The sequence below is a fragment of the Nocardioides sp. Iso805N genome, from assembly GCF_000364605.1.
GTDB lineage: Bacteria > Actinomycetota > Actinomycetes > Propionibacteriales > Nocardioidaceae > Nocardioides.
This window is the reverse complement of sequence record NZ_KB822579.1, coordinates 262,940-285,408: the sequence shown is the minus strand read 5'-3', so window position 1 is coordinate 285,408 and position 22,469 is coordinate 262,940. Positions and strand designations below refer to the sequence as shown.

Annotated in this window: 23 protein-coding genes and 1 pseudogene; 8 read left to right on the top strand and 16 right to left on the bottom strand. The window is 70.0% G+C overall.

The window, feature by feature from the left end:
• Positions 1-50: 50 nt before the first annotated feature.
• Together H036_RS0113350 and H036_RS0113345 are read right to left on the bottom strand one after the other, a co-directional pair.
• Positions 51-734 carry an FMN reductase gene (locus tag H036_RS0113350; protein ID WP_017935297.1) on the bottom strand — a complete coding sequence of 228 codons (684 nt, stop codon included), beginning with the start codon at positions 732-734 and terminating at the stop codon, positions 51-53.
• A complete protein-coding gene (locus tag H036_RS0113345; RefSeq protein WP_036488425.1) occupies positions 734-1,906 on the bottom strand; it encodes an LLM class flavin-dependent oxidoreductase in 1,173 nt (390 codons plus the stop codon). The genes H036_RS0113350 and H036_RS0113345 overlap by 1 nt, the downstream gene beginning before the upstream one ends.
• Positions 1,907-2,074: 168 nt before the next feature.
• Here H036_RS0113345 and H036_RS0113340 point away from each other — a divergent pair, with 168 nt between their 5' ends.
• Positions 2,075-2,794, top strand: coding sequence for a glycerophosphodiester phosphodiesterase (locus tag H036_RS0113340; protein WP_017935295.1), 720 nt, complete (start codon positions 2,075-2,077; stop codon positions 2,792-2,794).
• Between the two features lie 12 nt (positions 2,795-2,806).
• Positions 2,807-3,754 carry an alpha/beta hydrolase gene (locus H036_RS0113335; RefSeq protein ID WP_017935294.1) on the top strand — a complete coding sequence of 316 codons (948 nt, stop codon included), beginning with the start codon at positions 2,807-2,809 and terminating at the stop codon, positions 3,752-3,754.
• A gap of 15 nt (positions 3,755-3,769) precedes the next feature.
• Here H036_RS0113335 and H036_RS0113330 read toward each other — a convergent pair whose 3' ends face one another.
• From H036_RS0113330 to H036_RS0113300, 7 genes are all read right to left on the bottom strand, one after another.
• A complete protein-coding gene (locus H036_RS0113330) occupies positions 3,770-5,380 on the bottom strand; it encodes an amino acid permease (RefSeq protein ID WP_017935293.1) in 1,611 nt (536 codons plus the stop codon).
• 74 nt (positions 5,381-5,454) lie between these two features.
• On the bottom strand, positions 5,455-6,192 hold the full coding sequence (eutC, locus tag H036_RS0113325) for an ethanolamine ammonia-lyase subunit EutC (protein WP_026146035.1): 738 nt from the start codon (positions 6,190-6,192) through the stop codon (positions 5,455-5,457).
• Positions 6,189-7,616, bottom strand: a complete 1,428-nt coding sequence (locus H036_RS0113320) for an ethanolamine ammonia-lyase subunit EutB (protein WP_017935291.1) — start codon at positions 7,614-7,616, stop codon at positions 6,189-6,191. The genes eutC and H036_RS0113320 overlap by 4 nt, the downstream gene beginning before the upstream one ends.
• A 24-nt stretch (positions 7,617-7,640) precedes the next feature.
• Positions 7,641-8,315, bottom strand: coding sequence for a nitroreductase family protein (locus H036_RS0113315; RefSeq protein ID WP_017935290.1), 675 nt, complete (start codon positions 8,313-8,315; stop codon positions 7,641-7,643).
• Positions 8,315-9,442 carry an SPFH domain-containing protein gene (locus H036_RS0113310; RefSeq protein WP_017935289.1) on the bottom strand — a complete coding sequence of 376 codons (1,128 nt, stop codon included), beginning with the start codon at positions 9,440-9,442 and terminating at the stop codon, positions 8,315-8,317. The genes H036_RS0113315 and H036_RS0113310 overlap by 1 nt, the downstream gene beginning before the upstream one ends.
• Positions 9,442-9,885: an NfeD family protein gene (locus H036_RS0113305; RefSeq protein WP_017935288.1), complete on the bottom strand. Its 444-nt coding sequence runs from the start codon at positions 9,883-9,885 to the stop codon at positions 9,442-9,444. The genes H036_RS0113310 and H036_RS0113305 overlap by 1 nt, the downstream gene beginning before the upstream one ends.
• Before the next feature lie 67 nt (positions 9,886-9,952).
• Positions 9,953-10,750, bottom strand: a complete 798-nt coding sequence (locus H036_RS0113300) for an ABC transporter ATP-binding protein (RefSeq protein WP_017935287.1) — start codon at positions 10,748-10,750, stop codon at positions 9,953-9,955.
• A gap of 107 nt (positions 10,751-10,857) precedes the next feature.
• Here H036_RS0113300 and H036_RS0113295 point away from each other — a divergent pair, with 107 nt between their 5' ends.
• Together H036_RS0113295 and serB are read left to right on the top strand one after the other, a co-directional pair.
• On the top strand, positions 10,858-11,532 hold the full coding sequence (locus tag H036_RS0113295; RefSeq protein ID WP_232421864.1) for a hypothetical protein: 675 nt from the start codon (positions 10,858-10,860) through the stop codon (positions 11,530-11,532).
• Positions 11,533-11,570: 38 nt separating this feature from the next.
• A complete protein-coding gene (serB, locus tag H036_RS0113290) occupies positions 11,571-12,785 on the top strand; it encodes a phosphoserine phosphatase SerB (RefSeq protein ID WP_017935285.1) in 1,215 nt (404 codons plus the stop codon).
• Between the two features lie 102 nt (positions 12,786-12,887).
• Here the strand turns inward: serB and H036_RS0113285 are convergent, their stop codons facing one another.
• The 4 genes from H036_RS0113285 to H036_RS0113270 form a co-directional block, all read right to left on the bottom strand.
• On the bottom strand, positions 12,888-13,394 hold the full coding sequence (locus H036_RS0113285) for a SixA phosphatase family protein (RefSeq protein ID WP_017935284.1): 507 nt from the start codon (positions 13,392-13,394) through the stop codon (positions 12,888-12,890).
• A 63-nt stretch (positions 13,395-13,457) separates the two neighbouring features.
• The gene (fabI, locus tag H036_RS0113280; RefSeq protein WP_017935283.1) at positions 13,458-14,237 is read right to left on the bottom strand and encodes an enoyl-ACP reductase FabI; all 780 of its coding nucleotides are present in this window, start codon (positions 14,235-14,237) and stop codon (positions 13,458-13,460) included.
• Between the two features lie 29 nt (positions 14,238-14,266).
• Complete coding sequence (fabG, locus tag H036_RS0113275) at positions 14,267-14,995, bottom strand: 3-oxoacyl-ACP reductase FabG (RefSeq protein ID WP_017935282.1); 729 nt, start codon at positions 14,993-14,995, stop codon at positions 14,267-14,269.
• Between the two features lie 63 nt (positions 14,996-15,058).
• Complete coding sequence (locus tag H036_RS0113270; RefSeq protein ID WP_017935281.1) at positions 15,059-15,274, bottom strand: dodecin; 216 nt, start codon at positions 15,272-15,274, stop codon at positions 15,059-15,061.
• 54 nt (positions 15,275-15,328) lie between these two features.
• Between H036_RS0113270 and H036_RS22820 the strand changes: the two genes are divergently transcribed.
• Entirely contained in the window at positions 15,329-15,670 is a 342-nt protein-coding gene (locus tag H036_RS22820) for a DUF3099 domain-containing protein (RefSeq protein ID WP_017935280.1), read from the top strand.
• On the top strand, positions 15,670-15,876 hold the full coding sequence (locus H036_RS0113260) for a hypothetical protein (RefSeq protein WP_017935279.1): 207 nt from the start codon (positions 15,670-15,672) through the stop codon (positions 15,874-15,876). The genes H036_RS22820 and H036_RS0113260 overlap by 1 nt, the downstream gene beginning before the upstream one ends.
• Positions 15,877-15,887: 11 nt before the next feature.
• Here the strand turns inward: H036_RS0113260 and moaA are convergent, their stop codons facing one another.
• Complete coding sequence (gene moaA / locus H036_RS0113255) at positions 15,888-16,889, bottom strand: GTP 3',8-cyclase MoaA (protein ID WP_017935278.1); 1,002 nt, start codon at positions 16,887-16,889, stop codon at positions 15,888-15,890.
• A 63-nt stretch (positions 16,890-16,952) separates the two neighbouring features.
• On the opposite strand from moaA, the gene H036_RS0113250 reads away from it, so the two are divergent.
• Positions 16,953-17,981 (top strand): SURF1 family cytochrome oxidase biogenesis protein, encoded by a 1,029-nt coding sequence (locus H036_RS0113250; RefSeq protein ID WP_017935277.1) that lies wholly within the window; start codon positions 16,953-16,955, stop codon positions 17,979-17,981.
• Between the two features lie 304 nt (positions 17,982-18,285).
• Here the strand turns inward: H036_RS0113250 and H036_RS0113245 are convergent.
• Together H036_RS0113245 and H036_RS0113240 are read right to left on the bottom strand one after the other, a co-directional pair.
• A pseudogene (locus tag H036_RS0113245) lies at positions 18,286-19,653 on the bottom strand (ABC transporter ATP-binding protein); the annotation flags it as partial.
• A gap of 161 nt (positions 19,654-19,814) precedes the next feature.
• On the bottom strand, positions 19,815-21,413 hold the full coding sequence (locus H036_RS0113240; RefSeq protein ID WP_026146032.1) for an ABC-F family ATP-binding cassette domain-containing protein: 1,599 nt from the start codon (positions 21,411-21,413) through the stop codon (positions 19,815-19,817).
• Between the two features lie 53 nt (positions 21,414-21,466).
• Between H036_RS0113240 and ypfJ the strand changes: the two genes are divergently transcribed.
• A complete protein-coding gene (gene ypfJ / locus H036_RS0113235; protein WP_232421863.1) occupies positions 21,467-22,420 on the top strand; it encodes a KPN_02809 family neutral zinc metallopeptidase in 954 nt (317 codons plus the stop codon).
• The last annotated feature ends 49 nt before the right edge of the window (positions 22,421-22,469 follow it).

The following is a 22,469-nucleotide window of genomic DNA, read 5'->3' as shown; positions in this document are numbered from 1 at the left end:
GTACGCGTTGAGTCGGGCCTCCGTACGCGTTGAGTCGGGCCTCCGTGTGATCAGTACTCCGGCGGGCCGTCGCTGGCGCGCTTGAGCAGGTCGGCGAAGTCGGTCGGGTGCTCGAACTCGTCCTCGACGAGCCGCCGCGGGGCGGCCGCGGTGGCCACACTCGTGGCCCCCGCGACCAGACCGGCGAACTCGCCGGCCGCGCGCTCGACCCGCTTGTGCAGGTCTCCCCCGGCGCCCGCGCCGGTCGCCGCGAAGTCCTCGGTGGCGGCGAAGACGCCGGTCGGGACGACGATCGCGTGCAGGTAGGCGAACAGCGGCCGCAGGGCGTGGTCGATGACCAGGCTGTGCCGGGCGGTGCCGGCGGTGGCACCCAGCAGCACCGGCTTGGCGTCGAGGACGCCGAGCTCCAGGACGTCGAAGAACGTCTTGAAGAGCCCGGAGTACGACGCCGAGAACACCGGCGTCACCGCGATCACACCGTCTGCGTGCCGTACGGCGTCGATCGCCGCCGCCAGCTCCTGGGACGGGAAGCCGGTGAGCAGGTTGTCGGTCAGCGCGTGTGCCAGGCCGCGCAGCTCGACGTGCTGCACCTCGACCTCGACGCCGCGCGCCTCGACGGCCCGCTCGCTGGCTTCGGCCAGCATGTCGGCCAGCAGCCGGGTGCTCGACGGGACGCTGAGTCCCGCCGAGACCACCACGATGCGCTTGGCGTGGTCGAGCGTGTTGAGACCCATCACAGCTCGCCCTCCAGCGCCTTGGTGACGTCCGGGTCGTCCAGTCGGCGATCCGTCGTGCCGGTGGCGTCGTCGGCGCCGTAGACGGCGGTGTCCTTCGGACCGCCCGCCTTCTGCATCAGGGAGGCGTGCGTCGGCGCGTCCGGGACCCCCGGCGCCCGCAGCTTCTCGAACTCGGACCGCAGCGTCGGCAGGATCTCGCCGTACAGGTCGAGCTGCTCCAGGACGGTCTTCAGCGGCAGGCCGGCGTGGTCGAGGAGGAACAGCTGGCGCTGGTAGTCGCCGACGTACTCCCGGAAGGAGAGCGTCCGCTCGATGACCTGCTGGGGAGAGCCGACGGTCAGCGGTGTGGCCTCGGTGAAGTCCTCAAGCGACGGTCCGTGCCCGTAGACCGGCGCGTTGTCGAAGTAGGGGCGGAACTCGTTGACCGCGTCCTGGCTGTTCTTGCGCATGAAGAATTGGCCGCCGAGCCCGACGATCGCCTGCTCCTCGGTGCCGTGCCCGTAGTGGGCGAAGCGCTGACGGTAGAGCCGCACCATCTGCTCGCTGTGTGAAGCGGGCCAGAAGATGTGGTTGTGGAAGAAGCCGTCGCCGTAGAAGGCCGCCTGCTCGGCGATCTCGGGGCTGCGGATCGAGCCGTGCCAGACGAACGGTGCGACACCGTCCAGCGGACGGGGGGTCGAGGTGTAGCCCTGCAGCGGCGTGCGGAAGCGTCCCTTCCAGTCCACGTTGGTCTCGGTCCACAGCTGGCGCAGCAGCGCGTAGTTCTCGATCGCGAGATTGATGCCCTGACGGATGTCCTTGCCGAACCACGGGTAGACCGGGCCGGTGTTGCCGCGGCCCATCATGAGGTCGACGCGGCCGTCGGTGAGGTGCTGCAGCTTGGCGTAGTCCTCCGCGATCAGCACCGGGTCGGTGGTGGTGATCAAGGTGGTCGAGGTGCTCAGGATGATGTTCTCGGTCTGGGCACCGATGTAGGCGAGCGTCGCGGTGGGGTTCGAGGCGATGAAGGGCGGGTTGTGGTGCTCTCCGGTCGCGAAGACGTCCAGGCCGACCTCCTCGGCCTTCTTCGCGATCTCGACGGTCGCCTTGATCCGCTCGTGCTCCGTCGGCGTCGCGCCGGTGGTCGGATCGGTGGTGACGTCCCCGACGGTGAAGATGCCGAACTGCATGCCCATCGCTGTCTCCGTTTCTCAGGTTTCACATTTAGTTTAAACGTGAACTATCACCCTGAACCAAGCCGTGGTCCAGGCTATTCCACTTGAGCGAGTAGTACGGCGACCGAGGCACGGCAGAACGGTCGCGCACGACGTCGACCGCCCAGCCACTACCGTCGTGCTGTGGTCCTGATCAGCGCGCACCGTTGCGGCGCGGGCGATGATCCATCCGGCGAGAACGGCCTGCACGCCCTGGAGCACTCGCTGGAGCTGGGCGTGGACTACGTCGAGTTCGACGTACGACGGCTGGCCGACGGGCGGCTGGTCGTCACCCACGACGCCCCGGACGAGAGCACCGACGAGAGCCCCGGCATCGAGCTGCTCCCCTACGACTCCCTGCTCGAGCGGCTGGCCGGCCGCGCCGGCGCGCACATCGACCTCAAGGCCGACGGTTATGAGATCGAGGCCGCGTCGACGGCGCTGCGCCATCTTCGCGCCGAGCAGATCGTCATCACCACGGGCTCGGTCCCCGGCGCCCGGAGCCTGCGCGACTGGGCCGACCAGCACGGTCACGGTCTTAGGGTCGGCCTCTCCACGGGCACGTCGCTGAGCGGGCTCCCCCTGTGGACGGCGGCCGCCTCGCTGCGCCATCAGCTCTTCCCCTGGAGGAGGTACGCCGCGGCACGCGCCGACGTACTGTGCGCGCACCACGTGCTCGCCGCTGTCACGCTCCGCCGCCTGGCGCGCCGACACCGTCTCGACCTGCTGGTGTGGACCGTCGACGACTCGCGGCTGCTGCGGTGGTGGCTGCGACCGGGCCGCGCCTGGATGGTGACCACGAACCATCCCGCTGGTGCACTGGCAGTTCGGCCGCCCAGCACCCCGCCTGTCGGTGGGGCCTGACAGGATGCCGTTGTGACCACCGACGTACTGGGCGCTCCCTACACCGCCGAGACGATCCCGCTCCCCGACGACCACGAGGGCGAGGTCGTTGCGACGCTGGTCCGGCTCGGGGCCGGTGAGCCGACGCGGCGAGCGGTGCTGCACGTGCACGGCTTTGCCGACTACTTCTTCCAGACCGAGTACGCCGAGTGGTGGACCGCGCGGGGCTATGACTTCTACGCCGTCGACCTGCCCAAGTACGGCCGGTCGATGCTGGCGCACCAGACGCCCAACTACACCACCGACCTCGCCGACTACTTCCCCGTCCTCGACGAGGTGTGGCGCCGGATCCGTGCCGAGCACGACAGCGTCGTCGTCACCGGCCACTCCACCGGCGGCCTGACCACGCCGCTGTGGGCCGACTCGCGCCAGCCCGACGGCCTGGCCGGGATGTTCCTGAACTCGCCGTGGTTCGACCTGCAGGGCCCCGCGCTGGCACGGATCGTGCTGACCCCCGTGGTGCGACAGCTCGGCCGGCTGCAGCCGATGCGGATCATCCCGCGCTCCGTCTCCGGCTTCTACACCCGCTCGCTGCATCGCGATCACGGGGGGGAGTGGGACTTCAACTTGGTCTGGAAGCCGGTCGAGTCGTTCACCGTCTACGCCGGCTGGCTGCGGGCGATCCGGCACGGCCACGCGCAGCTCCACGCCGGCCTCGATGTCCGCGCACCGGTGCTGGTGCTCTCGTCGGGCGCGTCGGGTCACCCGGCCGCGGACGGCGACGTCGACGACCTGGTGCACGGCACCGACATCGTCCTCGACGTCGCCCAGATCCGGCGCTGGTCGACCGCCGTCGGGCCACACGTCACCTACATCGCCGTCACAGGCGCGAAGCACGACGTGGTGCTCTCACGCCCCGAGGCCAGGGCCCGCGCCTACGCCGAGCTCGACCGCTGGCTCAGCGCCTACGTCGAGCACTGAGCCAGCGGCGACGGATCAGGCCGGCTCGGCGACCGGACCCTCGCCGAGGTCGGCGACCTCGACGGCATCGGCGCTGATCGTGCTCTTGGGGCCGGTGAACCAGGTGCGCACCGAGACCCGCCAGTAGATCGCCAGCAGGATCAGCGCGCCGGGCACGACCAGGATCGCGTAGTTGACGTACTTCATCGAGAAGCCGTCCATCCACGGCACGCCCACGCTCGAGGTCGGCAGGATGCCGACGACCGACATGATGGCGATCTCGATGACGGCGATGGGGTTCATCCAGCGGTACTTGCGGCCGTTGTTGAACGCACCGGCCTCGAACGCGTCGCCCTTGCGCCAGCGCAGGAAGATCGGGATCCCGAAGGCACCGTAGAGGCCGAGGACGCCGATGGACACGACGGCGTAGAACGCGATCGGGCTCGGCGCCCCGCCGATGGAGACCTTGATCAGGGCCGGCAGCGTGATGATGAGGGCGATCACGGCCGAGATGAGGACGCCGTTGACGGGGGTCTTCTGGCTGTTGACCTTCGACCACAGGTGCGAGAACGGCACCGCTCCGTCGCGGGAGAAGGCGAAGATGACCCGGCTGCACGAGGTCAGGCAGGCGCAGGTGCAGAAGAACTGCGCGCAGGTCGAGATGAAGACGATCACGGCAGCAGCGTGCGGCGTGAACGCTTGACCGAGCAGCACGAAGATGCCGCCGCCGCCCTTGGTGAGACCGTTCTTGTCCTGCACGGCGAAAAGCAGGCTGAGCAGAAGCACCCAGCCACCGAGTGCGGAGTAGAGGATCGAGCTGGTGATGCCCCGGGCGGCAGCGTTGGCGGCGCCCTTGGTCTCCTCCGACAGGTGCACCGACGCGTCGTACCCGGTGATCGTGTACTGGGTCAGCACCGCGCCGAGCGGCAGGATCATGATGATGAAGCCGAGCCCGTGCGTGCTTCCGTTGAAGAAGCCGGTGTTGTTGACGGTGGTGGAGAAGACCTCGCCGACCGAGTTGTGGTGCGTGCCGTCGGCGGTGAAGAACCACAGCATGGCCACGATCACCGCGGCGCCGATGACGTGCCACCACACCGAGATGTTGTTCATGATCGCCAGCAGGTGGCTGGAGAAGATGTTCACCGCGGCGGCGAGCACCAGGATCACGACGAACTCGATGAAGACCCGCGTCAGCGAGTAGTGCGCGGCCCACGAGGACGAGAGCCCGCCGACGAAGCTGTCGAAGAAGCCTGCGCAGCCATAGGCCACCGAGGCGAAGATGCCGAGCAGGCCGATGATGTTGAGCCAGCCGGTGAAGAAGCCTGCCGCAGGGCCGCCGAGCTTGCTGGCCCACCAGTAGATACCGCCGGAGGTCGGGTATGTCGAGACCAGCTCGGCCATGCAGTACCCGATCACCAGGATCAGCACGGCCATCACAGGCCAGCCCCACGCGATCCCGGCCGGGCCGCCGTTGTTCCACCCGACGTAGAAGGTCGTCAGGCAGCCGGCGAGGATCGAGATGATCGAGAACGAGATGGCGAAGTTGGAGAATCCCGACCAGCTCCGGGAGAGCTCCTGCTTGTAGCCGAGGCGGGCCAGATGGGCCTCGTCCTGGCTCAGCTCTACGATTTCGTGTCCCTCCGGCATGGCGCACCTTCCGATTTCGTTGTGACGGTGCCCCGACCGTAGGAATCGTTTCGGCACGTTGACGGCACGTGTTGTTACCGTTCGATGAAGAACCCGGCCTCCGGCTTGAGCCGTACGCCGCTGGCGCCGAGGCGGCGGGCTCCGCTGAGCAGACTCGCGATCAGCCGCGCGGCGGTCCCGTGGTCCAGGCCGTGGGGCGGGCGGATGTTCGAGACGCAGTTGCGCGCGCTGTCGAGGATGCCCGGGGCCGGCGCCCAGGTCAGGTAGGCACCGAGCGAGTCGCTGGCCGAAAGCCCCGGCCGCTCACCGATGAGGACGAGGACGGCCCGGGCACCGAGCGCCTGGCCGATATGGTCGCCCAGCGCCACCCGGGCCTGGACCGCGACCACCGGCGGCGCGACGCCCGTCGCCGCATCGAGCAGTGGCAGCAGCGCGCGAAGCACCGGGACTCCGTGCTGCTCAAGCGCCGTCGCCGAGAGCCCGTCGGCGAGCACCACCGCCAGGTCCGTGGTCGGGGTGGCGGGCGCCGCCGGGAGGTCCGAGCCGGGCAGCCGACCCAGGTCGGGTCGCGTCAGGTAGGTGGCCCGGTCCGGCGCGGCGGACGGGACCACGACGGGCTCGCCGATGCCCAGCTCCGCGAGATCGGCACAAACTGCCGCCACGTCGAGCGGATGGTGAACCGCATCGCGCGCGGCTGCGTGGGAGGCACCGAGGGCGAGCACCGCCGAGGTCGGTAGAGCGTCGCCGGACCGGCCCAGACCGATCCGGGCCGGCGTCCTCGCTCGCAGCGCTGCCCAAAGATCTACGCTCATCGGCCTGCCGACCCCGCGCTCAGGGCCGCGAAGCCCTCGCCGAACGGACTCAGCGCCGGCTCGAGCGCGCGCACGCCGGTCGGCCCGTCGAGCATGCCCAACCCGTCGAGCCACGCCTCGAACTCCGGCGCCGGCCGCTTGCCGAGCACCCGGCGGGCGTAGAGCGCGTCGTGGAACGACGTGGACTGGTAGCCCAGCATCACGTCGTCGGTGCCGGGGATGCCCATGATGTAGCTGCAGCCCGCGACCCCGAGGACGGTGAGCAGCGTGTCCATGTCGTCCTGGTCGGCCTCGGCGTGGTTGGTGTAGCAGATGTCGACGCCCATCGGCAGGCCGAGCACCTTGCCGCAGAAGTGGTCCTCCAGCCCGGCGCGGATGATCTGCTTGCCGTCGTAGAGGTATTCCGGTCCGATGAAACCGACGACGGTGTTGACCAGGAACGGATCGAAGGCGCGCGCCACGCCGTACGCGCGGGCCTCGAGCGTCTGCTGGTCGACGGGTCTTCCGCCGGTGCCGAGGTGCGCATCGGCCGAGAGCGCCGAGCCCTGCCCGGTCTCGAAGTACATCGCCTGGGAGCCGATCGTGCCTCGCCCGAGGGCCAACGTCGCCTCCCGGGCCTCGGCGAGCATCGCCAGCGTGACCCCGAAGCCTGCGTTGGCACCCTGGGTGCCGCCGATGGACTGGAAGACCAGGTCCACCGGGAGGCCCTGCTCGATCAGGTCCAGGGTCGTGGTGATGTGGGTCAGCACGCACGACTGGGTCGGTACGGCGTAGCGTTCGCGGATCTCGTCCACGAGGAGGAGCAGCCGCCCCACCGTCGCCGGATCGTCCGACGCCGGGTTGATGCCGATCGTCGCGTCGCCGCTGCCCAGCAGGAGGCCGTCGAGAATCGTCGCGGTGATGCCGGCCGCGTCGTCGGTCGGGTGGTTGGGCTGTAGGCGGGTGGACAGGCGCCCGCGCAGGCCGACGGTGGTGCGGAACCGGGTGAGGACCTGCGTGGCCGCCGCGACGGCGATCAGGTCCTGGTTGCGCATCAGCTTCGAGACGGCGGCGACCATCTCGGGAATCAGACCCGGCGCCACGCCTGCCAGCGTCGAGGTCTCCCCGCGCGCTGCCACAGCGAGCAACCAGTCCCGGAGCTCTCCGACGGTCAGCCCGGCAACCGGCGCGAAGGCCTCGGCATCGTGGCACTCCAGGATGAGCCGGGTGACGTCGTCCTGCTCCGCAGGGACGACATCCTCCTCCAAGAAGGTGCGCAGCGGCAGGTCGGCCAACACATAGCGCGCGGCGGCGCGCTCCGCGTCGCAGGACGCGGCGCACCCGGCGAGCACGTCACCGGAGCGGTGTGGCGACGCCTTCGCCAGCACCTCGACGATCCCGTCGAAGGTGTAGGTCCGGCCGTGCAGCGCCTGCGCGTATCGCATGGCCGCTACTGTGCCGGGCCCGTGTTACGGCGAGGTGACCTCGAGCGGCTCGCCGTCGAACCGCTCCCGGGTGACGAACTCAGCGACCTCGCGTCGCCGCAGCCGGGTGGGCTGGTGCACCGGTCGCCCGAGCGGTACGACGCAGGCCACGGCGTGGCTGGCAGGCGCACCGAGCAGCTCCAGCACGGCCGGCTCCTGTGAGGCGGCCATGGTGGTGATGACACCGCCGTACCCCTCGGCCCTGGCCGCGAGCAGGATGTTCCACACCAACGGGAAGACCGATGCGCCGCCGACCAGGCCGACGCGGTCGAGGTCCTGATCGGTGCTGGCCAGTGCCGCTTGGTCGACCAGCACGACGAGCACGACCGGCGCGTGCCGCAGCGGCTCGATGAACGAGTCCGGCACCTTGGTCGCCGCGATCTCCTCGGCAGTGGGGCCCGGTGGCGTGAGCGGGTTCCACGGGCCCTCACCGGCCTTGATCTGGGCCACGTAGCGCCGTACGCCCGGCTTGGTGAGCTCGACCATGCGCTCGCGGGTCTCGTGATCGCGGACGGCGACGATCCGCACGCCCTGGCGGTTGCCGCCGCTCGGCGCGAACCGAGCGAGCTCGAGGATCCGAGCCAGCACCGCGTCGGGCAGCGGATCAGCGGTGAACTCGCGGATCGCCGCGGTCGTCCGCATCACATCGCTCAGCTCCATCAGGCGCCGGGCTCCTCGTCGGCGGCTGACGGACCGGCCTGGTCGGTCGGACCTGTCGGGTCGGACGGCGCCGGGAGCCCCGGGTTGGCGGCGGACGCGGCCTCGGCGATGGCCTGCTGCACCGCGTGGTCGGCCTCCGCCGTGCGCGACGTGGCGAGCAGGGTCTCGTCCGGGCCCATGTCGACGCGCTCGAAGTCGCCCGCCGCCTTGGCGGGGATGCCGAGGGCCGAGGTCAGCGAGGAGCCGAGACCCTCGATCGTCTTGGTGAACTCGCTGGGCAGGATCCAGAGCTTGTTGGCATCGCCCTGGGCGATCTGCGGCAGGAGCTGGAGGTACTGGTAGGCCAGCAGCGACTGGTCGGGCTGGCCGTCGTGGATCGCCTGGAAGACCGTCTGGATCGCCCGGCCCTCGCCCTGGGCGCGCAGGATCGCGGCCTCCCGCTCACCCTGCGCCGAGAGGATCTGCGACTCGCGCTGGCCCTCCGCGTTGAGGATGGCGGACTGCTTCTTGCCCTCGGCGGAGAGGATGGCGGACTGCCGCTCGCCCTCGGCCTGCAGGATCGCGGCGCGCTTGTCGCGGTCGGCGCGCATCTGCTTCTCCATCGCGTCCTTGATCGACGGCGGCGGCTCGATGGACTTGATCTCCACGCGCTTGACCTTGAGGCCCCAGCGACCGGTGTCGCCGTCGAGGACCGCGGAGAGCTGGCTGTTGATCGACTCGCGGCTGGTGAGCGTCTTCTCCAGGTCCATCCCGCCGACGATGTTGCGCAGCGTGGTCATGGTGAGCTGCTCGACGGCGGTGATGTAGTTGGCGATCTCGTACGTCGCAGCGATCGGGTCGGTCACCTGGAAGTAGAGCACCGTGTCGATCGAGACGGTCAGGTTGTCCTGCGTGATCATCCCCTGCGGCGGGAAGGAGACGACCTGCTCGCGCATGTCGATGATGTAGCGGACCTTGTCGACGAACGGCGTGATGACGTTCAGCCCCGGCGCCAGCGAGCCCTTGTACTTGCCGAACCGCTCCACGATGCCGGTGCGGGCCTGCGGAATGATCCGCACCGACTTGGCAAGCGTGATGATCACGAACAATGCCAGGACGGCGACGACGATCAGGACTGCCAGGGCCATCAGATCTCCTTGGGAAGGGGGTGGACATAGGCTGTGGCGCCCTTGATCTGGAGAACCTCGACCGTCGAGCCGGGGTCGATCACGAGCGTCTCGTCATAGGGCTGAGCGGTCCACTGCTCACCTGCGATGAGCACCTGGGCGGGGTGCCCGGCACTGATCGAGGTGGTCACCTCGAAGCGCTCGCCCAGCAGCCGCTCGGGACCGATCCGTACGTGCGGGCTGCCACGGTGCAACCGCTCGACGAGGGAGGGGCGCACCAGGCTGAGCATGCCGGCGCTGACCACGATGGCGACGAGGGCCTCGATGACCAGGTTGTCACTGGGGATCGCGACGAAGGTCGCCGCCAGCGCACCCCCGGCGAGCATGAGCAGGACCAGATCCAGGCTCAGCAGCTCGAGGATCGCAAGGCCCGCGGCGACACAGAGCCAGATCAACCAGTCCACACTTGCAGCCTAGTCACGCGGCAAGGCGTTCAAACCTCGTTTCGGCACACACGTCCGTGCGGGCGTGTCACTGCGCTCGTCGCGTACGGCGCCGCGCCGCGTAGCGGCCCTCCACCGCGTCGAGTGCGAGCGGCATCCCGAAGGTCTTGGAGAGGTTCGCCTCGGTGAGAGCCTGGTCGATCAGCCCCGCGGCGACGACGCTGCCGCGGCGCAGCATCAGCACGTGGGTGAAGCCTTGCGGGATCTCCTCGACGTGGTGGCTGACCAGCACCGTGGCCGGCGAGTCGGGGTCGTAGGCGAGTGTCGACAGCGTGGAGACCAGGTCCTCCCGGCCACCGAGGTCGAGGCCGGCCGCCGGCTCGTCGAGCAGCAGCAGCTCCGGGTCGACCATCAGCGCCCGGGCGATCTGGACCCGCTTGCGCTCGCCCTCGGACAGGGTGCCGAAGGTCCGGTCGGCCAGGTGGGCCATGCCGACCTCTGTCAGGAGGGACTCGGCACGATCGTGGTCGACCACGTCGTACTCCTCCTTCCACCGGCCGTAGATGCCGTAGGAGGCCGTGACGATCACGTCGCGCACCGACTCGGCCCGCGGGATCCGGTCGGCGAGCGCGGCGCTGGTGACGCCGATGCGCGGGCGGATCTCGCTCAGGTCGACCTTGCCCAGCCGGGCCTCCAGGACGTCGACCGTGCCGCTGGTCGGATGCAGCTGCGCGGCCGCCAGCTGCATCAGTGTGGTCTTGCCGGCGCCGTTGGGGCCGAGGATCACCCAGCGCTCGTCCTCCTCGACCCGCCAGGTCACCTGGTCGAGCAGCAGGCTCTGGCCGCGGCGAACGGTGACATCGACGAGATCAAGGACGGCGGCCATGGCCGCAAAGATATCGACTAACGTTCTGCGCCATGTCAGCGGCCACCTCCCCCTCCCCCGCCCTCCGGCTCGCATGGTGGGGCACAGCATGGCTGCGAGGCGCGGTCGTGACCGACCTGATGCTCGACGCGGTCATCGGCGATGACGCCACCCACACCGTTGCCGGACTCGGTGAGCTGGGCCTGGGCGGCAGCGACGCCGCCGAGACACTGGTCGTCGGACTGGGCCGGCTGCGTGCCGAAGGAGCGACGGGCCTCGGCTGCTCGTTCCCGGCCGAGGGAGACGCGGTCGGCCTCGGCGGGCCACCGCCGTTCAACCACGCCGCGCTTGAAGCCGGTGAGGCGGTGGTCTCCGACGCCGGCGTCGGCCTCGTCCCCACCCGCGTCGGCGCGGTCATCACCTGGCAGGCGTACGCCGCCCAGCGCCGCCAGCTGCCCGACGTCGGGGAAGCCGACCGCGCGCTGCGGGCGGCGCTCGTGGAGTCGGCCCAGGCGCTCGCCGACCTCGACGTGGCGCGCTGGCGCCCCGAGGTGGCCGACCGGCTGATGAACCTGCGCCACCGTGATCCGCTGCAGGCCGCCCCCGGCGTACCCGTGCGCTGCGTCGAGCTGGCCGCGCGGGGACAGCAGGCCGCGGAGATCGTCGCGCTCGCGCTCGAGGACGACGGTGGCGCGGTGTCGGCGTACGAGATGAGCGCTCGCCGCGACGCGCTGGTGCCCCTGGACCGGGCGGCACGCCGGGCGATGACCGCCGCGGGCTCGCCCGAGGTGTGGCCGCACTGAGCGGTCGGAGCGTCGGAGGCGATAGCGTTCGCCCTGCGATGGCTGATGCACCCGAGACCCTGCTGATCACGCTGACCGGTCGTGACCGGCCCGGCGTGACGTCCTCGACCTTGGCGACCCTGGCGCTCGCGGGCGTCGCCGTCGTCGACCTGGAGCAGATCGTGCTGCGCGGCCGACTCGTGCTCGGCCTGCTGGTCACCGCTCCTGCTGACCCTGACGCGCTGCGGACGGCGATCGAGGAGACCGCCCGGGCCCTGGAGATGTCGGTCGAGATCGAGCCCGGCTCGGGCGACCGGCCGCACCGCTCCCGCGAGCGCGCCCACGTCACCGTGCTCGGCACGCCGCTCAAGGCAGCCGCGATGGCCGCCGTCACCCGGCGGATCGCCTCCGCAGGCGCGAACATCGACCGGATCATCCGGTTGGCGCGCTATCCCGTCACCGCCTTCGACCTGCACGTCTCCGGCGCCTCGCCCGACGTGCTGCGCACCGAGCTGGCGATCGAGGCCGCCGCCCAGGGCATCGACATCGCTGTCCAGCCCGAGAACCTGCTGCGTCGCGGCATGAAGCTGGTCGTGATGGACGTCGACTCCACCCTCATCGACGGCGAGGTGATCGAGATGATCGCCGCCCATGCCGGTTGCGAGGAGGAGGTGGCTCGGGTCACCGAGGCCGCGATGCGCGGCGAGCTGGACTTCGAGGAGTCGCTGCGAGCGCGGGTGAAGCTGCTCGCCGGTGTGCCGGCCTCCGCTCTGGACGAGGTCTATGAGTCGCTGCACCTCAACCCGGGTGCCCGCACGATGGTGCGCACCCTGCGCCGGCTCGGCTACCGCTTCGCGATCGTCTCCGGCGGCTTCTCCCAGATCACCGACCGACTCGCACAGGACCTGGGCATCCACTACGCCCGCGCCAACGAGCTCGAGATCGTCGACGGCGTGCTCACCGGCAACGTGGTCGGCGAGGTGGTCGACCGTGCGGGCAAGGCCCGTGCGCTGCGCGAGTTCGCCGCCGAGCTCGGTCTCACCGAGGCCTCGACGGTCGCGATCGGCGACGGCGCGAACGACCTCGACATGCTCGCGGCCGCTGGCCTCGGCGTGGCCTACAACGCCAAGCCGGCCGTCCGCTCGGCCGCGCACACCGCGGTCAACGTGCCCTACCTCGACACGATCATGTACCTGCTCGGGTTCACCCGCGAGGAGATCGAGGCGGCCGATGCCGAGGCCGGGATCGTGACGCCGGCGCCGCCGCTGCTCTGAGTGTCGCGTGTGCGGTTTTGACCCCTGGGGGTCAGAACCGCACGTTGTTGGGCAATGCTTTGCCCCCCAGGCTGCGGTTTTGACCCCTGGGGGTCAAACCCCTCAGCCGCGTCCCACGTGGAAGCCGGTCAGCGTCGCGCTGGCCTCCTCGACGTCAGCCCAGTCGCCGTCGTAGGAGTACACCGCGACGGCCGAGGTCGGGAAGCCGGCCACCATCGCATTGGCGACGTCGTCGTCGCCGTCGCCGTCATCGAGCGCCTGGGCCAGCAGCCCGATCGTCGGGTTGTGCCCGATCACCACCAAGGTGGTGACACCGTCGTCGGTCTCGCGGATCAGATCGAGGGTCGCATCGGTGCCGGCCGTGTAGAGCGCGTCGACGTACTGCGCGACCTCCAGCTCCCAGCCCGCGCCGGACGCCACGTCCTCCCAGGTCTGCGTGGTTCGGGCGGCTCCCGAGACCAGCGCGTCCTCGGGACTGATCCGCTGCTGCGCCAGCCAGGCGCCGGCCTCCTCGGCGTCGGCGTGGCCACGCTCGGTGAGTCGCCGCTCGATGTCGCTGGGCGCCGAGGCCTCCGCCTTGGCGTGCCGCATGATGACCAGGGTCCGCATGGGGCTGAGCCTAGACGGCGGAAGCACCCGACCGCGCGTCGCGTCCCGCTCGCGTGAGACCGCTCAGGCGCCCATCGCGTGGTAGCCGCCGTCGACGTGCACGATCTCGCCCGTCGTCGCCGGGAAGAAGTCACTCAACAGCGCGCACACCGCCTTGGCGGTCGGCTCCTGGTCGGTGTTGTCCCAGCCCAGCGGCGAGCGGTCGGACCACATCGCGTCGAGCTGCTCGAAGCCCGGGATCGCCTTCGCCGCGATGGTGCGCAGCGGTCCTGCCGAGACGAGGTTGACCCGGATCCCCTCGGGGCCCAGGTAGCGCGCGAGGTAGCGGTTGGTCGACTCGAGGGCGGCCTTCGCCACGCCCATCCAGTCGTACGCGGGCCACGCGACCGTGGCGTCGAAGGTGAGGCCGACGATGCCGGCACCGGGCGCGAGGATCGGCTTGGTCGCCATGGCCAGGCTCTTGAGCGAGTACGCCGAGACCTGCACCGCCTGGGCGACGTCCTCCCAAGGCCCGTCGAGGAACTTGCCGCCGAGCAGCGTCTCCGGGTTGCCGAACGCGATCGAGTGCACGACACCGTCCAGGGTGGCGTCGGCGCCGAAGTGCTCGCGCACCGCGTCGGCGAGGCCGTCGAGATGCTCCTGGTTGGTCACGTCGAGGTCGAGCACCGGCGGCTCGACCGGGAGTCGCTTGGCGATCCGCTTGGTGATCGACAGTGCGCGGCCGAAGTTGGAGATGAGCACCTCTGCGCCCTGCTCCTGCGCGACCTTGGCGACCGCGAAGCCGATCGAGCTGTCCATCGTGACCCCGGCGACCAGGATCCGCTTGCCTTCGAGAAGTCCCATCAGAGTTCCTGTCTGTACGTGGTGGTGGCTCAGTGGCCCATGCCGAGGCCGCCGTCGACCGGGATCACGGCGCCGGTGACGTAGGCGGCGCCGTCGCCGGCGAGCCAGGTCACGGCGCTGGCGATCTCGTCCGCAGCGGCGTAGCGACCCAGCGGCACCTGCTGCTTGATCGCGGTCTTCTGGTCGTCGGTGAGGACGTCGGTCATGTCGGTGGTGACGAACCCGGGGGCGACGACGTTCGCGGTGATGCTGCGCGAGCCCAGCTCGCGGGCGAGCGAGCGGGCCAACCCGACCAGGCCTGCCTTGGAGGCGGCGTAGTTGGCCTGGCCGGCGCTGCCGAGCAGGCCGACGACGGAGGAGATGAAGATCAGCCGGCCGCGCTTGAGCCGCAGCATGCCCTTCGCGGCACGCTTGGCGAGCCGGTAGGAGCCGGTCAGGTTGGTGTCGACCACCGAGGTCCAGTCGTCCTCGCTCATCCGCAGGATGAGGGTGTCGTGGGTGATGCCGGCATTGGCGACGAGCACCTCGACCGGACCGTGGGCCTCCTCGATCTGGGCGAACGCCGCGTCGACCTGCTCCGGGTCGGTGATGTCGCAGCGTACGTCGAGGGCGCCCTCGGGGGCACCGCCGTTGCGGGTCGTCACCGCGACCTTGTCGCCTTGGGCGAGGAACGCCTCGGCGATGGCGCGGCCGATGCCGCGGTTGCCTCCAGTGACGAGGACCGAGCGCGGGACGGTGGTCAGCGGGGAATCAGTCACGCTACGCGACCGTAGCGATTACTTCGGGGTACGCCTACCGGCCGCACCGGTGCCACGGGTGGGCTACGCCTCGTCCTCGAGCCGGAAGCCGAGCTTGATCCCGACCTGGAAGTGCTCCACGGTGCCGTCCTTCACCTGGCCGCGGACCTGGGTCACCTCGAACCAGTCGATGTGGCGCAGCGTCTTCGAGGCCCGCTCGACGGCGTTGCGGATGGCGGCGTCGATGCCCTCGGGAGAGGAGCCGACGATCTCGGTCACGCGGTAGGTGCGGTTGGTCATGCACTGACTCTAGCCGGGTCGGGAGCGGCGGAGAGCCCGGCGTAGGATCGACGCATGGCCAGGGCGCACGAGCAGCCGATCCGGATCACCACCGCGGCAGAGAGCCGACAGGTGGACATCGCGCACCGGCAGAAGCGCTACCTGATGGCGATGGGGATCCGCACGGCGTGCTTCATCGGAGCCGTCATCGCCGGCGTCAACCACATCGTGTGGCTGTGGCCGGTGCTGATCCTGGCCGCGATCTTCCTGCCCTACGTCGCGGTCGTGATGGCCAATGCGGCCAACACCAAGGGCACCACGGCGATGGACCTGCTCGACACGCCCTACCACGCGAACGAGCTGCGCCACGACGATCCCGATTCCCACCCCGATTCCCACCACGAGGACCGCGCCTGATGGAGCCCGACGTCTGCTCGGCGAAGGGCTGCCGCGCAGCTGCGACCCGGGCGCTCGCCTGGAACAACCCCAAGATCCACACCCCGGACCGGCGCAAGATCTGGCTGGCGTGCGACGAGCACAAGGACTCGCTCGGATCGTTCCTCAGCGCGCGGGGTTTCCTGCAGGAGACCGCACCGCACGACGGGACGCTGCAGCCCCGCTGACGCGGACGTCGTCAGCCGCCGATCGCCGACATCGGTCGGTCGGGCTGGAGGAACGTCGGATCGTCGATGCCGTGGCCGGCTCGCTTTCCGGCCATCGCCGAAACCCACCGCCGTGCGATCTCGGCATCGGGGACACCGGAGCGCAGCGCAGCGCGCAGGTCGGACTCCTCCCGGGCGAAGAGGCAGTTGCGCACCTGCCCGTCCGCGGTGAGCCGCACGCGGTCGCAGTCGCCGCAGAACGGTCGCGTCACCGAGGCGATCACGCCGACCGTCGCCGGGCCGCCATCGACGGTGAAGAGCTCGGCCGGCGCGCTCCCCCGCGGCTCTGCGGCCGGGGCCAGGACGAACTCCTTCTCCAGCCGCTCCAGCGTCTCCTCCGCCGTCACCATCGACTCGCGGGTCCAGCCGTGCTGGGCGTCGAGCGGCATCTGCTCGATGAAGCGCAGCTCATAACCGCGCTCGACGGCCCAGGCCAACAGCTCGGCCGCCTGGTCGTCGTTGACGTCGCGCAGCAGGACCGCGTTGACCTTGATCGGGCCGAGGCCAGCGTCGGCGGCAGCCTGCAGCCCCTCGAGTACGTCGTGCAGCCGGTCGCGCCGGGTGATCCGGTGGAACGTCTCCGGCCGGATCGAGTCCAGCGAGACGTTGACGCGGTCGAGCCCGGCTTCGGCGAGCGGACCCGCCAGTCGGACCAAGCCGAGCCCGTTGGTGGTCAACGACAGCTCCAGGCCGGGGTCCAGGGCGCGCGTGCGGGCGACGATGCCGGACAGCCCTCGGCGTACGAGCGGCTCACCGCCGGTGAACCGCACCTCGCGGATCCCCAACCGGCTCACCCCGATGCCGATCAGGCGAACCACCTCGTCGTCGCTGAGAACCCGCTCGTCGGGCAGCCAGGCCAGGCCCTCTGCGGGCATGCAGTAGCTGCAGCGGAGGTTGCACCGATCGGTCAAGGAGACGCGCAGATCGGTCGCCACCCGCCCGAACCGGTCCACCAGAGGTGTCGTCTGCACCACACCAGTCTAGGCCGGGTGCATCCCGATCGTGGTCCCGCCCCGGCCGCCGGTTAGCCTCGGGGGGTGCGATCGTTCCGCTTCCTGCTGAGCCGCCGTTGGGCGCTGTTCACCCTCGCGGTCGCAATCCTTGCCTACGGCACCTGGTGGCTGGGTGAGTGGCAGTGGGGCCGGCTGCAGGACAAGCACCACGGCAACGCGATCATCAGCGCCAACCTGAAGCAGGCCCCCGAGCCGGTCGCCGAGGTGCTGGCCCCGGGCAAGCAGGTCAGCAGCAACACGGAGTGGAAGCGGGTCACCGCCACCGGCACCTACGACGTGGCGCACACCATCACGTGGCGCTATCGCACCAACGACCACAGCGAGTCCGGGATCGACGTCGTCGTACCGCTGATCACCGCGGACGGCACCGGCGTCCTGGTCGACCGCGGCTGGCTCGCCTCCACCGACCAGGACAACCACCCGGTCCCGATCCCGGCGCCGCCGAGTGGCCAGGTGACGGTGGTCGGCTGGGTGCGGGCCGACGCGACCGGGGACTCGACCCGCGTCAGCGCGCTCGGCACCCGTGCGATCTCCAGCGCCACCATCGGACCGGCGATCGGGCGCACCCTGGACGATGGTTTCGTCATCGTGCAGTCGGAGTCGCCGAAGCCGGCGACAGCGCTCTCGCCCAACGACGAGCCCGACCTCAGCAACGGGCCGCACTTCTTCTATGCGCTGCAGTGGTGGTTCTTCGGCATCCTCGCGGTCGTCGGGTTCTTCTACCTCATGTACGACGAGCGCCGGCTCTACCTGCGCCGCCCGGAGGACGAGGCAGCCGAGGCCGACGGTGCGACCGACGGTGCGACCGACGGTGCGACCGACGCTGCGCCGGCCGGCGCGGTCGCGGGCACCCGCGCTCGCCCCGTCCCCGTCGCCGCGCGCTCCTCGGTCGGGCGGGAGCGCAAGGCCCGCCGTGACGACAAGAACGCCCGCCGGCAGGCCCTCGCCGCCGCCTACGCCGCGGCCCGGGCACGCGACGAGGAGAACCGGACCAAGGCGTTCGGGCAGAGCGTGGAACGCTCGAGTCGGGGCGCTCAGTCCCGCGACAACTGATCGGCGAACTGCGTGCGGTAGAGGTCCGCATACAGCCCACCCGAGGCGAGCAGCTGCTCGTGCGTGCCTGACTGCACGATCCGGCCGTCCTCGACGACCAAGATGGTGTCGGCGTCGCGGACGGTGGAGAGGCGGTGCGCGATGACCAGCGAGGTGCGCTCGGCCAGGGCGGCGTCGAGCGCCCGCTGCACGGCCGCCTCGGACTCGCTGTCCAAGTGCGCCGTCGCTTCGTCAAGGACCACGATCGCTGGCGCTTTCCGCCGGAGCGGGGGTATCGCGGGTCGCCGACGACCGTGTCCAGACCGTCGGGCAGGCTCGCGACCAGGGTGTCGATCTGGGCGGCGGCCAGCGCTTCCCAGATGTCTCGCTCGCTGGCCTGTGGACGGGCGTAGAGCAGGTTGGCGCGCACGGTGTCGTGGAACATGTGGGCGTCCTGGGTGACGTAGCCGACGGCGTCCTCCAGCGACTGCAGCGATACGTCGCGGACGTCGTGGCCGCCGACCCGCACGGCACCGCCGGTGACGTCGTAGAGCCGCGCGACCAGGTGGGTGACCGTCGTCTTGCCGGCGCCCGAAGGACCGACCAGCGCGATCATCTGCCCGGGCCGGGCGCTGAACGTGATGTTGTGCAGCACCTCGGCGGTCGAGCGCGGCTCGGCACGGGCCACGCTCTCCAGAGAGGCCAGCGAGATCTCGTCCGCCCGCGGATAGGTGAAGGCGACGTGGTCGAACTCGAGGCTGGCCGCGTTGCGCGGCAGCACCACCGCGTCCGGCGTCTCCTGGATCAACGAGGGCAGGTCGAGCACCTCGAAGACCCGCTCGAAGCTGACCAGCGCGGTCATCACGTCGATCCGGGCGTTGGACAGGCTCTGCAGCGGGCCGAGCAGCCGGACCAGCAGCAGGCCGAGAGCGGTCAACGTGCCCAGCGAGAAGTGGCCGCGGATCACCAGCCACCCACCCACGCCGTACACGAGCGCGGTGGCGAGCGCCGGGACCAGCTGCATCGCCACCGTGAAGACGCGGGTCAGCAACGCGATCCGTACGCCGACGTCACGCACGACCCCGGCCTTCGACGCGAAGTGCACGTCCTCCTCGTCGCGTCGTCCGAAGAGCTTGAGCAGCATCGCGCCACCGACGTTGAACCGCTCCGTCATGGCGTTGCCGAGATCGGCGTTGCCGTTCATCTGCTCGCGGGTCAACCCGGCGAGCTGCGCGCCGACCCAGCGCGAGGTGACGAGCAGGATCGGGAAGAGCAGCAGGCACAGCAACGTGACCTGCCAGCTCAGGGTGAACATGGTGGCGCCGACGACCAGCACCGAGATCAGGTTGGCCACGGTGTTCGACAGCGTCGAGGTGAAGGCCCGCTGCGCACCGATCACGTCGTTGTTCAGCCGACTGACCAGCGCGCCGGTCTGGGTGCGGGTGAAGAACGCCAGCGACTGCCGCTGTACATGGGCGAAGACCTTGGTACGCAGATCGAAGATCAGCCCCTCGCCGATCCGGGAGGAGAGGTAGCCGCTGCCGATGCCGAGCGCCGCATCGACGATCGCCACCACCGCCATCGCGGCGGCCAGCCACCAGACGAGGGACACGTCGCCGTGCAGGATGCCGTCATCGACCACCCGCTTGGTCAGCAGCGGCGTGATCACGACCAGCCCGGCGTCCACGACCATCAGCGCCAGGAAGACCGAGATCAACTTGCGGTGCGGGCCGGCGAACTCCAGCACGCGGCGTACGGTGCCGCGCTCCAGGCGCTGCCCGAGCACCTCCCGGTCCGAGCGCAGGTTGCGGTAGGCACCGCCCATCCCCAGGTTCCCCGCCATCGCGACCGACCTCAGGCGAGCGAGACGAGGTCCGCGTAGTCGACGTTCCAGAGATCCTCGACGCCGTCGGGCAGCAGCAGTACGCGGTCCGGCTCGAGCGCGTGCACGGCGCCCTCGTCGTGGGTGACCAGGATGATCGCGCCCTCGTAGCGCCGGATCGCGTTCAGCACCTCCTCGCGGGAGGCCGGGTCGAGGTTGTTGGTCGGCTCGTCGAGCAGCAGCACGTTCGCCTGGCTGACCACCAGCGACGCCAGAGCCAGCCGGGTCTTCTCGCCACCGGAGAGCACGCCCGCCGGCTTGTGCGCGTCCTCGCCGGTGAAGAGGAACGAGCCGAGCACGGAGCGCGCCTCGGTGTCGGTGAGCTGCGGCGCGGCGTACTGCATGTTCTCCAGCACCGATCGGCTCACGTCGAGGGTCTCGTGCTCCTGGGCGTAGTAGCCGAGCTTGAGCCCGTGCCCCGGAACCACCATGCCGGTGTCGGGCTTGTCCACCCCGCCGAGGATGCGCAGCAGCGTGGTCTTGCCGGCACCGTTGAGGCCCAGGATGACCACCCGGGAGCCCTTGTCGATGGCCAGGTCGACGGCGGTGAAGACCTCGAGAGCGCCGTAGGACTTGGACAGACCCTCTGCCGTGAGCGGGGTCTTGCCGCAGGGCGCCGGGGTCGGGAACTTGATCGCCGCCACCTTGTCGGCCTGGCGCTCGCCCTCGACGCCCTCCAGCAGCCGCTCGGCACGCTTGAGCATCGACTGCGCGGCCGTGGCCTTGGATGCCTTCGCGCGCATCTTGTTGGCCTGGTCGGTGAGCGTCTTGGCCTTGTTGGTGGCGTTGAGCAGCTCCCGCTTGCGCCGGGCCTCGTCTGTCTCGCGCTGGGTCAGGTAGTTCTTCCAGCCCATGTTGTAGACGTCGATCACGGCGCGGTTCGCGTCGAGGTGGAGGACGCGGTTGACCGTCTGCTCGAGCAGGTCGTTGTCGTGGCTGATCACGATGAACCCGCCCCTGTAGGACTTCATCCAGTCGCGCAGCCACACGATCGAGTCGGCATCGAGGTGGTTGGTCGGCTCGTCGAGGATCAGCACCTCGGCGCTGGAGAACAGGATCCGGGCCAGCTCGACTCGGCGGCGCTGACCGCCGGACAGGGTGCCGAGCGGTTGGTTGATCAGGCGGTCGGGGATGCCCAGTGACTGCGCCATCTGCAGCGCCTCGGACTCGGCGGCATAGCCGCCACCGGCGTCAAGCAGGTCATGCGCCCGCTGGTACTTGCGCATCGCCTTCTCGCGGCGGTTGGGGTCCTCGGAGCCCATCTCGATCTCCGCCTCCCGCATCCGGCGTACGGCGACGTCCAGCCCGCGGGCGGACAGGATGCGGTCCTTGACCAGCATTTCGGGGTCACCCACGCGCGGGTCCTGGGGCAGGTAGCCCAGCTCGCCGGAGTTGACGACCTCGCCGCCGGCGGGCAGCACATCGCCGGCCAGCACCTTGGTCAAGGTGGTCTTGCCGGCGCCGTTGCGGCCGACCAGACCGACCTTGTCACCCGGCCCGACGCGGAAGCTGACGTTCTCCATGAGGAGGCGCGCGCCCACGCGTACCTCGAGGTTCTGGGCGGTGATCATGAGGTTCACTAGTCTAAGGCGCTGGGCACCTGCCCTCGTATTCGGCGAGTCTCATGGGGGGACAGATGCGCTTCAACGCCAAGGCACGTCTCGATGCGAGCCGTACCCAGGATGTCGGCGGGAGCGGAGGCGGTACGGGCGGGGGCGGCTTCCCGATCCCGATCGGCAAGGCGGGCGGTGGGATCGGCGGCCTGATCGTCGCGGTGATCATCTACCTCGTGGTGAGCAATCTGGGCGGCGGTGACGCCGGCGGCGCCCTCTCCGACTCCGCGTTCGCCGACAGCTCGGTCGGGCTGTCGGGTCAGGCCTTCGACTACGCCACCTGCAAGACCGGTGAGGACGCGAACAACTCCGACGAGTGTGCGCTGGTGGCCGTCGAGAACTCCCTGACCGACTACTGGAAGAACCAGGCGCAGGTCGCCGACGTGTTCCAGCCCGAGCGCGCGATCCGCGTCTTCCACGGCTCGGTCTCTACGGGCGGCTGCGGCAACGCCACCACCGACGTCGGACCGTTCTACTGCTCGGCTGACCAGACCATCTACCTGGACACCGCCTTCTACGACACGATCTTCAAGCAGCTGGGCGGGACCGCCACCCCGTTCGTGCGCGCCTACGTGATCGCGCACGAGTACGGCCACCACATCCAGGACCTGCTCGGCACGATGAGCAAGGTCAAGACCCAGCAGGGCAAGAAGAGCGACTCGGTGCGGCTGGAGCTGCAGGCCGACTGCTACGCCGGGATGTGGGCACACGATGCCGAGACCACGCCCGATGCCGAGGGGAACGCCTTGATCGAGGACGTCACCGCCGACGACATCGCGCAGGGCATCACCGCCGCCAAGGAGGTCGGCGACGACTACATCCAGCAGCGCTCCGGCGGCGCTGTCAACCCGGACCAGTGGACCCATGGCTCCTCGGCCGAGCGACAGCACTGGTTCGCCACCGGCATGCAGGCGAACGACGACATCTCCGCCTGCGACACGTTCTCCGCCCGCAGCCTGGACTGAGAGGTCACGTCCTGCGGGTTGAGTGTCCGACGACGCGGACACTCGGTGC